The sequence below is a fragment of the Vibrio sp. 2304 genome (genome assembly GCF_033339475.1).
Classification (GTDB): Bacteria; Pseudomonadota; Gammaproteobacteria; order Enterobacterales; family Vibrionaceae; genus Vibrio; species Vibrio alginolyticus.
In genome coordinates this window covers 13,559-28,231 of the sequence record NZ_JAWOUQ010000011.1, presented here as the reverse complement: position 1 = coordinate 28,231, position 14,673 = coordinate 13,559, and the positions used below count along the sequence as shown (strand labels likewise).

10 protein-coding genes are annotated in these 14,673 nt (G+C 46.3%); 5 read left to right on the top strand and 5 right to left on the bottom strand.

Features of this window, described 5'->3' with window-relative positions:
* Positions 1-10 precede the first annotated feature (10 nt).
* Complete coding sequence (tolC, locus tag R7P64_RS18670; RefSeq protein ID WP_005379884.1) at positions 11-1,339, top strand: outer membrane channel protein TolC; 1,329 nt, start codon at positions 11-13, stop codon at positions 1,337-1,339.
* Between the two features lie 178 nt (positions 1,340-1,517).
* Here the strand turns inward: tolC and hldE are convergent, their stop codons facing one another.
* The 3 genes from hldE to R7P64_RS18655 all read right to left on the bottom strand — a co-directional run bounded on the left by hldE (position 1,518) and on the right by R7P64_RS18655 (position 7,229).
* On the bottom strand, positions 1,518-2,948 hold the full coding sequence (hldE, locus tag R7P64_RS18665; RefSeq protein WP_017633601.1) for a bifunctional D-glycero-beta-D-manno-heptose-7-phosphate kinase/D-glycero-beta-D-manno-heptose 1-phosphate adenylyltransferase HldE: 1,431 nt from the start codon (positions 2,946-2,948) through the stop codon (positions 1,518-1,520).
* Between the two features lie 67 nt (positions 2,949-3,015).
* Positions 3,016-5,859: a bifunctional [glutamate--ammonia ligase]-adenylyl-L-tyrosine phosphorylase/[glutamate--ammonia-ligase] adenylyltransferase gene (glnE, locus tag R7P64_RS18660; RefSeq protein ID WP_267922876.1), complete on the bottom strand. Its 2,844-nt coding sequence runs from the start codon at positions 5,857-5,859 to the stop codon at positions 3,016-3,018.
* Positions 5,860-5,972: 113 nt separating this feature from the next.
* Positions 5,973-7,229 (bottom strand): methyl-accepting chemotaxis protein, encoded by a 1,257-nt coding sequence (locus tag R7P64_RS18655; RefSeq protein ID WP_005379890.1) that lies wholly within the window; start codon positions 7,227-7,229, stop codon positions 5,973-5,975.
* A 105-nt stretch (positions 7,230-7,334) separates the two neighbouring features.
* Here R7P64_RS18655 and R7P64_RS18650 point away from each other — a divergent pair, with 105 nt between their 5' ends.
* Positions 7,335-8,108 carry a potassium channel family protein gene (locus R7P64_RS18650; protein WP_025768395.1) on the top strand — a complete coding sequence of 258 codons (774 nt, stop codon included), beginning with the start codon at positions 7,335-7,337 and terminating at the stop codon, positions 8,106-8,108.
* A 41-nt stretch (positions 8,109-8,149) separates the two neighbouring features.
* Here the strand turns inward: R7P64_RS18650 and R7P64_RS18645 are convergent, their stop codons facing one another.
* Complete coding sequence (locus R7P64_RS18645) at positions 8,150-9,682, bottom strand: inorganic triphosphatase (RefSeq protein WP_005379894.1); 1,533 nt, start codon at positions 9,680-9,682, stop codon at positions 8,150-8,152.
* 212 nt (positions 9,683-9,894) lie between these two features.
* On the opposite strand from R7P64_RS18645, the gene R7P64_RS18640 reads away from it, so the two are divergent.
* From R7P64_RS18640 to R7P64_RS18630, 3 genes are all read left to right on the top strand, one after another.
* On the top strand, positions 9,895-10,575 hold the full coding sequence (locus R7P64_RS18640) for a TIGR00153 family protein (RefSeq protein WP_005379896.1): 681 nt from the start codon (positions 9,895-9,897) through the stop codon (positions 10,573-10,575).
* A 131-nt stretch (positions 10,576-10,706) separates the two neighbouring features.
* Positions 10,707-11,966 carry an inorganic phosphate transporter gene (locus R7P64_RS18635; RefSeq protein ID WP_005379898.1) on the top strand — a complete coding sequence of 420 codons (1,260 nt, stop codon included), beginning with the start codon at positions 10,707-10,709 and terminating at the stop codon, positions 11,964-11,966.
* A gap of 178 nt (positions 11,967-12,144) precedes the next feature.
* Positions 12,145-12,756: a TIGR04211 family SH3 domain-containing protein gene (locus R7P64_RS18630; RefSeq protein WP_005379900.1), complete on the top strand. Its 612-nt coding sequence runs from the start codon at positions 12,145-12,147 to the stop codon at positions 12,754-12,756.
* An 88-nt stretch (positions 12,757-12,844) separates the two neighbouring features.
* Here R7P64_RS18630 and ggt read toward each other — a convergent pair whose 3' ends face one another.
* Entirely contained in the window at positions 12,845-14,575 is a 1,731-nt protein-coding gene (ggt, locus tag R7P64_RS18625; RefSeq protein ID WP_318123811.1) for a gamma-glutamyltransferase, read from the bottom strand.
* Positions 14,576-14,673: the final 98 nt, after the last annotated feature.

The following is a 14,673-nucleotide window of genomic DNA, read 5'->3' as shown; positions in this document are numbered from 1 at the left end:
GGAATAGAAAATGAAAAAATTGCTTCCACTATTTATCAGTGCAGCGCTAGGTAGCATGAGTACGTCTGCGTTCGCAGACTCTTTGGCTGAAATCTACGACTTGGCAAAACAAAATGATCCACAATTGCTCAGTGTAGCAGCACAACGTGACCAAGCTTTCGAAGCAATCACCTCAAGCCGTAGTGCTCTATTACCACAAATTAACCTTACTGCGGGTTACAATTTAACTCGTGGTGATACTGAATACGATTCAAATCTAATTAGCGACGTATCAAACGATGGCAACGCACTAACCGCTGGCGTTAGCTTTTCACAAGCACTTTACAACCGCGCATCTTGGATCTCTCTAGATACTGCTGAGAAAAGTGCTCGCCAAGCAGACGCAACTTACGCAGCGACGCAACAGGCACTGATTCTTCGCGTGTCACAAGCGTATTTTGAAGTTCTACGCGCACAAGATAATCTTGTTTTCGTACGTGCAGAAAAAGCCGCGGTTGGCCGTCAACTTGAGCAAACTAAACAGCGTTTTGAAGTAGGTTTGTCTGCAATCACTGACGTGCATGACGCACAAGCTCAGTACGACCAAGTGCTAGCGGACGAAGTGTTGGCAGAAAACGCGCTCACTAATAGCTACGAGTCACTGCGTGAAATTACAGGCCAAGAGCACAAAGATCTCAACATTTTGGACACTGGCCGCTTCACTGCTAGCCCATCGACCGTACCAGCTGAATCGCTCATTGATGAAGCAAAAACCAAAAACCTGACCTTGCTATCTTCACGTATTCTTCAAGACATTGCGCGTGACAATATTTCACTAGCAAGCTCTGGCCACCTACCAACGCTCTCTCTAGATGGTGGTTACAACTACGGTGATACTTCTCATAGCTCTCGTGATAACACGACAGACAACTTCAATATTGGTGTGAACCTTGCAGTACCGCTATACACAGGTGGTAACGTAACCTCTCAAACCAAACAGGCTGAATACGCGTACGTGGCAGCAAGCGAAGATCTTGAAGCACAGTACCGTAGCGTAGTAAAAGATGTTCGCGCACAAAACAACAACATTAACGCCTCTATCGGCGCATTACGTGCGTATGAGCAAGCGGTTATTTCTGCACGCTCTGCACTAGAAGCAACAGAAGCTGGCTTTGATGTAGGTACTCGTACTATCGTTGATGTACTGGACGCGACTCGTCGTCTATACGATGCGAACAAAAACCTATCGAACGCTCGTTACGACTACATTTTAAGTGTTCTTCAGCTACGCCAAGCCGTTGGTACGCTAAGCGAACAAGACATCTTGGATGTTGATGCAGGTTTGAAAGCGGCAAAATAACCGCGAACTGAATACTTCAGGCCTTAATAAATAAAAAACGCCAGTTGAGTTATCAGCTGGCGTTTTTTATTACTTATAGTTCAGAGCCTATAAGTGTCTCTGAGCATCAAGTATCAAAAAGGCCGCACTTAGCGACCTTTATGAGCAAATAGCATTTCAATGCTAACAAACAGCAGGCTTAGCCCTTACCGCCTTTGATTGCATTAATGATTTCACTGGTCGAGCAGCCATCTTCAAAGTTCAATACACGAACTTCACCACCCGCCGCAATGACTTCTTTACCACCAGCAATCTCTTCTGGTTTGTAGTCACCGCCTTTTACTAGCAAGCTTGGTAGAACTTCTGAGATCAAACGCTGCGGCGTATCTTCACTAAATGGTACAACCCAATCCACAGCGCCCAAACCTGCCAACACCGCCATGCGGCGATCGGTTGGGTTTACCGGACGACCAGGGCCTTTAAGGCGTTTTACTGACTCATCGGTATTTACCGCAACGATTAGGCGATCGCCCAGTTCAGCAGCATGGTTTAAGTAAGACACATGCCCAGCGTGCAGAATATCAAAGCAGCCATTTGTCATAACGACTTTCTCGCCACGAGCTCGTGCTTTTTTCACCGCTTCGATCAGTGCTTTTTCTGAAATCACACCGTAATCCGTGTCTTGGCTGCCATGTACCGCTTCTGCTAATTCAATCTCAGAAAGCGTTGACGTGCCTAGTTTACCAACTACAACACCTGCCGCTGCGTTTGCTAGTGCACACGCTTCTTCAAATGATTTGCCTGCGGCAACAGACGCTGCCAATACAGAGATAACCGTGTCGCCCGCACCTGTCACGTCGTACACTTCTTTCGCTTGAGTTGGAAGGTGGAACGGTTCCTGGCCACGACGAATCAAGGTCATTCCGTTTTCGCTGCGTGTCACTAAAAGCGCTTCAAATTCAAACTCTTCAACCAAAGCCAGTGCTTTCTCTACTAGCTCTTGGTCAGATTTCACTTTACCTACAACGTCTTCGAACTCTTTCATGTTTGGCGTAAGAAGTGTTGCGCCACGGTAGCGTTCAAAATCAGCACCTTTCGGGTCAATGAAAACCGGAATATTTGCTGCGCGCGCTTTTTGAATGTATGCCTGAACATGCTCTAACGAACCTTTTGCGTAGTCAGACATAATCACGGCTTTAACGTTTGGCAGTGCGGCATCCATTCGAGATAACACTGGCGCAGAATCTGTGTTTTCAAACTTGTCTTCGAAGTCGAGACGAATAAGCTGTTGTCCACGGCTCATTACACGAAGCTTCGTAATCGTTGGGTAATCAGGCAGCGCAACGAAATCGCACTTCACATTGAGCGAGCTCAGCGTCTCCGTCAGCACTTTTGCAGGCTCATCTTCCCCAGTTAGACCAACAATGTGAGCATGGCCACCTAATGATGCGATGTTCATCGCAACGTTCGCAGCACCACCAGGACGCTCTTCATTGTTTTCTACTTTTACAACAGGAACCGGCGCTTCAGGAGAAATGCGCCCGGTTGGGCCATACCAGTAACGATCTAGCATGACATCACCGATGATGAGCACACCAGCGCTGTTGTAATCAGGTAGAATTGGTTTCATTGTTGGTCTCCAAAAATTAAATCGAAGTGAGTTTATCACAGCCCTTATCGAGGCTAAATATATGGTCTTAACTGAACCACTGATTCCAAGCCTGTTTTACCCACTCCCTTTCGGCAACAAACTTATCTTCCACCACATCAGCGTCTAAATTGAGTAGATTTCGGCGGTGTATTTCGTTGCGCATTGTCGTGTAAGCACGTATCAACTGCATTGCTTGGTCTTCGTCCATAACATCTTGCGCAATGAGCGTTTCAAAGATGCGCACATTATCACACCAACGCGTCAATTTCGGCTTATCGTGACTATAGTTGAGCACTAGGTACTGAGCGAGAAATTCGATATCGGTAATCCCACCTACATCTTGCTTGAGCATAAAGCGGCCTGGCTTTTTCCCCCCAAGATGACCGCGCATTTTTTCTCTCATTTCGACAACGTCTTTTTTCAGTTCAGCTTGATCGCGTGCTTTGCACAGCACATCATGCCGCGTATTGTGAAATGCAATTGCCAGTGGTTCATCACCATAAATCATGCGCGCGCGGACAAGTGCTTGATGCTCCCATGTCCACGCGTCTTGATGTTGATAGTCGTCGAACGCGTCCGTTGGGCTAACCAACAAACCCGATGCACCGGACGGACGCAATCGGGTATCGACCTCGTATAAAATACCGGAAGCGGTGCGAGTGGAGAAAATATGAATGATACGCTGTGCTAAACGAAGGTAGAACTGACGACCATCAATCTCTTTCTTGCCGTCAGTGTAGACATTGACTGGGCAGTCATGCATGAAGACAATATCCAAATCGGAGTTATAGCCGAGCTCCCACCCTCCGACTTTACCATAACCAATTACAGCAAAGCCTTTACCTTCACGATCTTTCACATGCGTTGGCTCGCCGTACTTTTCAGACACTTGCAACCAAGCCTGACTGATCACCGCATCAACGATAGCTTCCGCTAAATAAGTTAAATGGTCACTCACTTTCATCACTGGCAATGCGCCAGCAATATCTGCCGCTGCAATACGCAAAATACAAATTTGCTTAAACTGACGCAACGCTTCCATTTGCTGTTCCATATCATCTTCAGGAATACGCGCCAAATAATCACGTAGCTCTGTACGGTAACTGTCTAATGGAATGGGATTGTACAGCTGCGCAGGGTCGATCAACTCATCAAGCAAGATAGGATAACGAGACAGCTGCTCTGAAATCATTGGGCTTGCGGTACACAAACGTACGAGCTGCACCAGAGCCGCTGGATGCTCATCCAATAATTCCAAGTAAGTCGTGCGAGTGCAGATGTTGTGTAGCAAGTGAAGTACACGAGATAAACCAAACTGTGCATCAGGATGGGCAAAGACCGCATCAAACACTTTCGGCATCAAACGGTTGAGCACTTCGCGTCCACGTGGGCCTAACGTTTTTTTGGCCAGATCGGTTTTAAAGTTGATGATGGTTTTCGCGCATGAAGCAAAGTCTTCAATCTGAATATCCTGCTGCAAGATATGCTCAAGAACGTCTTGTTTGTCGGCCATATCCCATAGCTCATGAAAATGACGAGCAACAGTAGTCCCCTCGTCTTCTTCATCATCACCAATTAGTGATTCAAAAACTTGGTGAACATTTGCCATATGCTGCTGGGTTTGCTCAATCAATTGCTCCCAACAGCTTATTTTCATCGCGGTGGCGAGCTTTAAGCGTTCGGTTTCGCAATCAGGCAGCGTCTGGGTTTGCTTATCCGCCATTGCTTGCAACAAGTTTTCTAATTGACGCAAGTACTTGTATGCAGATTCTAGATCGCTGACTTCTTGTGGAGTAAGCAATGCCAGTTCTTCAATGCCTTGCAGTGTTTCCAATAGCCCTCGATTACGCAAAGAAGGTTCTCGACCACCTCGAATCAATTGAAAAACTTGAGCGATAAATTCAATTTCTCGGATGCCACCCGCACCTAGCTTAATGTTGTTATTCAACCCTCGGCGGCGAACCTCGCTACTGATCATCGACTTCATTCGACGCAAAGATTGAATCGCACTGAAATCAATATAACGACGAAAAACAAAAGGGCGCAGCATTTGGCGTAGCTCTTGATACTGCGGGTACATCTCACATCCCATCACCCGAGCTTTGATCATCGCGTAACGTTCCCAATCTCGCCCCTGTTCTTGGTAATAATCTTCAAGTGCGGCATAGCTCATTACCAAGGGGCCACTTTCTCCAAATGGGCGAAGTCGCATGTCGACGCGGTAGCAAAAACCATCGAAGGTTTGTTGGTCGAGCGCTTTGATGATGCGTTGACCAAGACGAGTAAAGAACTGGGCATTGGCAATGCTTCGGCGTGCGCCCTGGGTTTCACCATTCTCTGGGTACGTGAAAATTAGATCAATATCGGAAGAAAAGTTTAGCTCGCCACCACCCAGTTTCCCCATGCCGATAATTAACATCGGCTGCACTTCACCGTCCTCACTTGTTGGCGTGCCCCACTCCTGACAACACACTTGATATTGCCATTGATAGGTTTCAAAAATCATCGCTTCTGCCAACTCAGATAAGTGGCTTAAAGACGTCTCTAGAGACCATGCATGCGTGAAATCCTTCCACGCAATGTACACCATTTCTCGGTTGCGAAACTGACGCAATACGCGATGACCAGACATCTCATCAGGACATTGTTCCAACAGTTCAGCAAGGCGTGAGCGGTAAGACTCCTGACGACTTGGCTGCGCTAACATACTTGGCAACTCACGAGCTAAGACTTCATCGCGATGAATGGCTTCAGTTATAAACTGGCTTAAGCCCGCCACATAACGAAATTGCTGCGCAACCTCATCGGGCCAAAGGGGAAAATAACCTGCGTCTTGGGCGTTTTGTACGGCAGATTCAGCGATAGAAATCAGTGGCGAAGGCAGCTGCATTTTTCTTCCTTGTTTGAAAAGCACGGTAACTCATTCTTTATACCAGACTGAAAGCAAATAAAAACGCCCACAAAAGGTTTGTGGGCGTTTTATCAAAAGTTCGGGATCGAATATTAGACTTGGAAAGATTTGATCTTCTTGTCTAGCTCACCTGCATTATTTTGCATCATTTCAGAGGTTTCTAGCAGCTCGGTAACAACAACAACTGAGGCTTCCACCAACTCACGTACATTGGTGAGGTTTTGGCTCATCTCTTCTGCAACACTGCTTTGCTGACCAGACGCCGTCGCGATCTGGAAGTTCATGTCATTGATTTGCGTCACTTGCCCAACAATACCATCGAGCTCAGATCCAGCATTAGAAACCAGCTCGTTTCCATCTGCCGCTTCTACAACGCTTTTTTCCATGAGTTCTACCGCAGATTCAGCACTGGTTTGCAGCTGTGCGATCATCTCTTGAATTTCTACCGTCGCTTGTTGTGTGCGTTGGGCAAGGTTACGAACTTCATCTGCAACCACAGCAAAACCCCGCCCAGCCTCGCCAGCTCGCGCCGCTTCAATCGCCGCATTCAGTGCAAGCAGGTTGGTTTGTTCAGAAATGCCTTGAATCGTCCCCACAACGCTACCAATGGCTTCAACACGTTCTTCAACTTGGTTAACCGCTTGTGCCGATGAAGCGATATCCGACGAAAGTTCACTCATTTTCGCCATTGTACTTTGCAAGAACTGCTGACCAGAAATTGCTTGTGCGGAAGCTTGCTCTGTTAGAGAAGATGCCGTCTGGGCATGTTCCGCAACCGTTTGGACCGTCGACGACATTTCACTCATCGCCGTAGCAAGTTGATCAATTTCGTTAAACTCTTCTTGCGCTGATTCCTTCGTTTCCGACATGCTCAGTGTCATGACTTCGGTGAGCGTTGATAATTCATCAGACGCATTAATTTGCATTTGAATCACATCGTGCAATTGTCGACGTGTCTTTTCTAATTCACGTGCCACGTCTCCGTATTCATCTTTACAATCCATACCAAATGGAACAGAGAGGTTCTTGCTCGCCATCAGTTTGATCGCGTCGCTCAGATACTGTGTTTGACGCAACATCACTCTAGCCGCCGCTAATAAGAGCACGACAAAAACCACTATCAATAAGGCGGTTTGCCAAGCAACTTGCGTTAAGTATGCTTCATAATGCTGTTGGGCAACTTGCGCGTTTTGTGTCGCCGCTAAAAGTGAGTCGTAAAAAGTGTTTGCGTCCCACAGTTGTTTTGCCACGATCAGGACAGTACTGAAGACCATCAACATGACCATTTTAGGCACCAGTCGAATGTCGGATATGACCCTTTCCCATGGCTTAAATGCCAGCTTTTCCATTGTCAGTTCTCCACCGAGTCTTATATAGTCTTTATCTATAATCTTTATATTACTTATAGTTATGTTCGCGCTTTGCGTGGTTACGCGATTTATTTTGAGCTTCGTATGAAAAACAATGATATCAAAGACAGCACACGACCGATGGGCCTGTTGTCACTAATATTGTCTTTTATGGCACTATTTGTGATCTCTGGCTTGTTGTTTTTCCCGATCGATCACGAAACCCGTCAAGTTCTTATCGGTCTGGATTTCATAATCTGTAGTATTTTTCTACTACAGCTCACCATTGATTTGATCCGGTCCACAGATCGCTGGTTATTCCTTAAACGTCATTGGATAGATTTCGTGGCGAGCATCCCATTGATAGAGCCCCTGCGCTTTGCGCGTATTTTTCATATTATGCGAGTGGTATTAGTACTGCGTTCGTCAAAGTTCATTTTGCATCAGCTCAAAGAAAACCGCCGCGAAACTACGGTCGCCTCTATACTGCTATTGATGGTTATCCTCATAACGCTCGGTTCTAGTGCAATGCTGTTTATCGAAGCGAAAAACCCAGAAGCGAATATTCGCACTGGCGCCGATGCTTTGTGGTGGGTATTTGTAACGATCTCAACGGTTGGTTACGGCGATCATTATCCTGTGACCTCCATAGGAAAGTTTTTGGCTGTCATCATCATTGTTTGCGGGGTGGGTATCTTTGGTATGATCTCGGGTCTTATCACCTCTATCCTTACTGCCCCAACGAAACAACAGACGCACAGTTCAATCAATAAAGAACGTATGCTCGAGCAGCTCCTAACCCAACAAGCGCAAATACTAGAACGACTCGATTTCATGGAAAAAGAGCTACAACAACGTAAAACAGAGACAAAAAAATAGGACCATGCGGTCCTATTTTTTTGTCGTTACCACCAGAACGATCATTCACGCCAATAAGGCTGTACTTCCACACTGATCGCTCGGGTTTGATCCATTGCATGCAAAATTGAGCGCTCTTGACGGTGCAACCAGCGTTCTAACTGCTCTTTTTCTGCGTCTTCCAGCATATCAACCAACGGGAGCAAGTGGTTCAGCATTAGAAGATCATCGATACCATGCACCAGATCCGCCCATGGTAAACGGAAGCTGTTACGCTCATCCGAGTTATACAAACTCGCGAAACCAATACCGGTATAGAGATTACGCAATAAGCGATAACGCTGATCAACGTACTCTTGCGCCGTCAAATCGCGCTCTGCTGGGAAAGCTTCCATTAGCTCAGCCCAAGTGCGATCGAGCTGAGTAACTGAAAACGGCATGATGTTACTTGCCATTTTTTCACGTGCTTTTTCATCAAGAAATGGCTGCCAGCCGCGCGCCAAGATCCAGCGGCTTAGATCCAGCAGTAATCCTGTGTAACGCGCGGAATTGAGCAACCCTAGCACTTCTTCACGGCTTGGCAACTCTTGTAACTGCTGAGTCAGCTCAGATACTAAGAACTTACGCGCATCCAACTTACGCAGCACATTGCCTTTGTCATCTAAGAGCTCTTCAAGGTGTGCATGCTCATCTAACCAACTCAGTTCTTCTTCCAACCATTTAAGCTCTTGGCGCAGAATCGCACTCGCGCGACGAGGGACAATCCCGCCAAAAATAGTCAATGTTTGACGAATGAAACGAATGGCATTACTGATTTCACGCAGTGCTTCCACGCTGTCACGCTCAGCATAAATTTGCTCGTGATAATGCCAATGAGACAAAGCGTGCTCTAAAGAGTTGATCAAGCAAAATTCAACGGTATCCGTCGGACTACTGTCCACAAGTGCCAATGATTTTACTTCATCACCCGCATAACCGCTTGCAAGTCGATAACCTTTCGCCGCTTTGCTCAAGTTACCCAAACGCATACCGCCTTGCTCGCAAAAGCTGCGTGCCAGCGTGAATAAAGCTTCGGTTTGGCCAGACTTAAGTTCCAGTTCAACTTCGCAAATCGGCTCTTGCTTCTCTTCTTCGTCTTCACCTTTGGCTACAACTAAGCCTTGGTCAAAGGCAACTTCAATCTGACTGCCATCGGGCATGCCAATCAGCCATTGTTCACGTGTGAAGTTGGTCGAGAATAATGGCATAAGCTCGGATTGCAGCGTTTCTGCATCTTTACCTGGAGGCCAAATATCTAGAGGATGAAGCGACAGATTAGGCTCGTCGCTAGTGTGCTCAGCATTGTATTCTGGTCTTTGATGTAAGCCTGCGACGACGCGTCCTGCTGTCTTTACGGTTTGGACGAATACATCATCAAAACGGCGAATTCTTAAACCAATGTCGTGCTTTCTGAGCCATTTATCGGCAGTATCAAAATAGGTGTTACCCAAGTCACGACAACTATGCTGAAGTACTTTTGTCTCAGAAATTTTTTCTTTTAAAGTTTCTGAAAATTCAGGAGAAACAAAAAACTTCAGTTCTATTTCGGTTTCCATAGCTATACCTTTCAAAGCAGATAGAAACAGGATATTGCGTAATTTCTCACACGGCAAGAGAGAAATATCGCCGGATTGATGATCTAAAACAGTTTTAATGAGCGATTTAATGCGTTACCATGCGCGCCTTTATAGCCATCGTTCAACATTTCGCCAAGCACTCAGAAATGGTGTATGTTTTTTTAAGGTTATAGTTATTAGGTTGAATGACCATGCCAGTAAATACAATTATGGGGTTATTTGCAAAGTCCCCAATTAAGCCTTTGCAACGCCACGTTGTGTGTGTCAACGAATGTTGTTCACACTTGGTGAAATTCTTTGAAGTATCTTCAAAGGGTGATTGGGAAAAAGCAGCAGAAATCCGTGCACAAATTTCTCACCTAGAGAAAGAAGCGGATGTGCTGAAACGTGAAATCCGTCTAAAACTGCCTCGCGGTTTGTTCATGCCAGTCGACCGTACTGACATGCTTGAGCTTTTGACTCAACAGGACAAACTTGCAAACCTGGCAAAAGACATTGCTGGCCGTGTATATGGTCGTCAACTTGTCATCCCTGAGGCTCTCCAACCAAACTTCCTCGCTTACGTTCAACGTTGTCTTGATGCTGCCGATCAGGCGCAAAAGGTAATCAATGAACTTGATGAATTGCTAGAAACCGGCTTCAAAGGCCGTGAAGTGACGCTCGTCGCTGAAATGATTCATCAATTAGACGTTATCGAAGATGATACCGATGCCATGCAGATTGAACTTCGCCAACAGTTGATGGTGATTGAAGCTGACATGAACCCTATCGATGTCATGTTCCTGTACAAGATTCTTGAATGGGTAGGTGGTATTGCCGACCAAGCGCAGCGCGTAGGTGCTCGTTTGGAAGTCATGCTATCTCGATCTTAAAACATAAAGTTAACGACATAACGAAGAGCATAATTAACACGTGTCATAGGGACGATGACTATTTTCATCGTCTTATGGTTTGGCGCGCGTAAAATTTTGTTCCGCTTGTTATAAAACAACTAGGTATTACGATGGATATCCTTGCGAACTACGGCACTGTCCTGATTATTGTTGCAGCGATTTTTGGTTTCATGATGGCGATTGGTATTGGCGCGAACGACGTTGCTAATGCGATGGGTACATCTGTAGGTTCAAAAGCGCTAACTGTAAAACAAGCTATCATCATTGCGATGATCTTCGAATTTGCAGGTGCTTACCTTGCAGGCGGTGAAGTAACCGACACTATCCGTAAAGGTGTAATCGAAACTTCTTTATTTGCTAGTCAACCAGATGTTCTTGTCTACGGCATGATGTCTGCGCTTTTAGCAGCAGGTACATGGCTGCTTCTTGCTTCTTACATGGGCTGGCCAGTATCAACGACTCACTCAATCATCGGTGCAATCATTGGTTTTGCATGCGTATCAGTAGGTACTGAAGCGGTTGACTGGGGCAGCGTTCAAGGCATTGTTGGTAGCTGGATTATTACGCCAGTGATTTCAGGTTTCTTTGCTTACGTTATCTTTGTCAGCGCACAACGCCTGATTTTTGATACAGAGAACCCTCTGTTTAATGCGAAACGTTTTGTACCTGTTTACATGTTCATCACAACAATGGTGATTGCACTTGTAACCATCAAAAAAGGTCTAAAACACGTTGGTCTTCACCTGACCAATGGTGAAGCCTGGATGTGGGCAGCAGCAGTTTCAGCACTTGTGATGATTGGCGGCTACGTATACATCCAGAAAAAATTCGCTAATCGCGAAGAAGACCGCAGCTTTTCTGGCGTGGAAGGTATCTTCAGCGTTCTGATGGTTATCACCGCTTGTGCGATGGCATTTGCACACGGTTCAAACGACGTTGCAAACGCCATTGGTCCACTGTCTGCTGTCGTATCGACTGTTGAACACATGGGCGAAATCAGCACGAAAAGCACCATCGCTTGGTGGATTCTACCTCTTGGTGGTATTGGTATCGTGGTCGGTCTTGCAACACTAGGTCACAAAGTAATGGCAACCGTTGGTACAGGCATCACTGAGCTAACGCCTAGCCGCGGTTTTGCAGCACAGCTAGCAACAGCATGTACGGTAGTTCTAGCGTCTGGTACAGGCCTGCCAATTTCAACCACTCAAACATTGGTTGGTGCGGTTCTCGGTGTTGGCTTTGCTCGTGGTATCGCAGCACTGAACCTAGGCGTAGTTCGTAACATCGTGGCATCATGGATCGTTACACTACCAGCGGGTGCGTTATTGGCCGTAGTATTCTTCTACGGACTTCAAGCGATGTTCGCTTAAGACACTCGTCAATAGAATGTAAGCGCTTTGTCATTATTGACTCAAACGCACAGAAAGGGAGGCTTTGCCTCCCTTCTTTGTTGCACCGAGGTTTGAAACTGCATACTATTCGTCTATTTCCGGCTCCAATCATTCGGTGCCAACGCTGTCTCCAAGAAAAATCGTTAAGGGATTTACTGTGAAAAAACTAATCATCACGGTTTTGTTTACTTTGCTAGCAGCGCCAGCGGCCCTAGCAGCAGACCGTTATATTTCTGATGACCTCTTCACTTTTATGCACTCAGGTCCAAATAACACCTACCGTATTATTGGTAGTGTTAACGCCGGTTCTAAAGTACAACTGATTAAAACCAACCGAGATACTGGCTACACGCAAGTTCGTGATGACCGTGGTCGCACTGGTTGGGTACAAAGCAAGTTTGTGACAAACCAAGAGAGCATGGCAATTCGCCTTCCTCGCATTGAGAAAGAGCTAGCCGAAGTCAAAGAGCAGCTTGCTAATGCTCGTCAAACTTCTGATGCAGAGAAAGCCGGTCTTGTTACCTCTCTCGAAACACGTAACCAACAAATTTCAGATCTAGAAAATAAATACTCTGAGATCAGCGATCAGCTTACTTCTGTTGAAACAGAAAACCGCGAGCTACGCGCAAAACTGGATACACAAAAAGATGACATGCTGCTTAAGTACTTCACTTATGGCGGCGGTGTTGCAGGTTTAGGTTTACTATTTGGTTTGATTCTTCCGCATGTCATGCCTCGTAGAAAGCGCTCTCCTGCGGGTTGGGCATAAACCCTTACGCTTTTATCTTTAAAAAGAACGCAAAAGCCAGTCGATATTGACTGGCTTTTTAGTTTGCTTCGTTTGATAGAAGTGAGTACTACTCCCCCATTGAACTAGAGGCTCGACGACGATCCGTTGCGCCATAAAGCTTGCCATCTTTTAGCTCAATTGCATTCAAACCGCTTACCACTGGAACAACGTGCACTGGGTAGCCAAGCTCCATAAACTCAGGCACCAACATTTCTGCGAACGTTTTCTTTTCCACCAGCAAACCAGTCGGGTCATAAGACTTGGTGCGGTCTATCTTAGTGCCATACTGGATGTTTGGTAAGTCAATAGCCTCTTGCGCTGATAAATTCCAATCCAGCACCCCAACCACGGTTTTGAGTACATACCCCGGGATTTGTGAACTACCTGGTGACCCAACCACCAAACGCAAGTTATCATCACTGTCCATCACCATTAATGGCGTAATGGCTGAGCGTGGACGCTTACCCGCTTCAATCGAGTTTTGAGTAGGCTTACCGTTAAGCGTTGGTTGAGGTGAAAAGTTCGCCATTTGTGCATTCAAGATAACGCCATCAACCATGACACCAGATCCCATTCCCGTGCCAACGGTGCTGGTCATAGCAATCGCATTACCTTCCCTATCAACGATAGAAATGTGCCCTGTATCTTTGCTCTCGAAGCCTTGATATTGCGCATACTGAGTTTGCGTTATCTGTCCTGCTTTTGGATCCTCTTCTGAAGTGCCATTATCAGGGATTAAATCACGTCTCTGATCTAGATAGGCTTTAGACAATAACTGTTCAACTGGCGCTTCCACATAATCCGGATCTCCGGCATACGCAATACGATCGGCTTTTGCTATTCGCATCGCTTCAGTCATGAGACGCCAAGGTTCCACATCCGTTTTCGCCATATGGGCAATGTCATAGGGTGCGAGCAGTTCAAGACTCTGAGCGACCATCACACCGCCCGAAGCTGGGTAACCAAAAGAGACGATTTTATTCCCACGGTAGTCGCTCTCAATGATGTCACGCTGCTTCACTTGGTAATGTTTAAAATCTTCTAAAGACAACTTCTCGTGTTGGTCATCAATACGACTATTAACCGTCTCTACGATGTGCTGACCAAGCTCACCACCATAAAGGTAACGATCGCCTTGTTGCGCGATCTTCCTCAGCGTCTCAGCCATCTTAGGGTTCTTCATCAAGGTTCCCGTCGGCTTAATATCGTCCCCTTGCCAATACAAGGCTTTCACTTCCGGATCTTGCTCAAGTCGGCTTTGCTCTCTTACTACGATGTCGTAGGTGTAGCTGTTCATCGCGTACCCATTGCTCGCCAATATAATCGCCGGCTTAATCAGCTCTGCCCATGGCAACTTGCCGTATTGTTCATGAGTGGTGTAAAGCAACCGCAACGTGCCCGGAACCGCAACAGAACGAGGGCCTAATATTTCGTTGCGACTGAGTACTTCCTCATTCTCAACAAACATTTCAGGGTTCGCGCTAGAGGGCGCTTCATCTCGACCATCAAGGGCCAGAAATTTTTTCTCGTCATGTTGATAAAACAGCGCGAAAGTCCCGCCGCCAATTCCGGTCATATCTGGCTCAACGACAGACATCACCATCTGCATCGCGACCATAGCATCAACAGCGTTACCGCCTTCTTTCAATATTGAGTAACCGGTACTGCTCACGTAAGGATTCGTCGCACTGACCATGAAATCTTGCCCGCGACTATCTGGTGTAACTGGGAATGGGTCTGGCTTTGCTGCATAGCTTGTCGATGCAACAATACTTAAAGAAAAAATCAGAATACGCATGTGTCTCTGTTTAGACTCCTATTATGTGATGGGGTCTAACGTGGACCAAGTCATTACTCCGAAGTTCGTGAAGATGGTGTCTTTTTACACAACGCTGA

Coding starts and splice junctions, on each gene's coding strand:
- hldE (WP_017633601.1), bottom strand. CDS start 2,948: ATGAAACCAATTCTACCTGATTACAACAGCGCTGGTGTGCTCATCATC.
- R7P64_RS18655 (WP_005379890.1), bottom strand. CDS start 7,229: ATGGAAAAGCTGGCATTTAAGCCATGGGAAAGGGTCATATCCGACATT.
- R7P64_RS18635 (WP_005379898.1), top strand. CDS start 10,707: ATGGATATCCTTGCGAACTACGGCACTGTCCTGATTATTGTTGCAGCG.
- tolC (WP_005379884.1), top strand. CDS start 11: ATGAAAAAATTGCTTCCACTATTTATCAGTGCAGCGCTAGGTAGCATG.
- glnE (WP_267922876.1), bottom strand. CDS start 5,859: ATGCAGCTGCCTTCGCCACTGATTTCTATCGCTGAATCTGCCGTACAA.
- ggt (WP_318123811.1), bottom strand. CDS start 14,575: ATGCGTATTCTGATTTTTTCTTTAAGTATTGTTGCATCGACAAGCTAT.
- R7P64_RS18650 (WP_025768395.1), top strand. CDS start 7,335: ATGAAAAACAATGATATCAAAGACAGCACACGACCGATGGGCCTGTTG.
- R7P64_RS18640 (WP_005379896.1), top strand. CDS start 9,895: ATGCCAGTAAATACAATTATGGGGTTATTTGCAAAGTCCCCAATTAAG.
- R7P64_RS18645 (WP_005379894.1), bottom strand. CDS start 9,682: ATGGAAACCGAAATAGAACTGAAGTTTTTTGTTTCTCCTGAATTTTCA.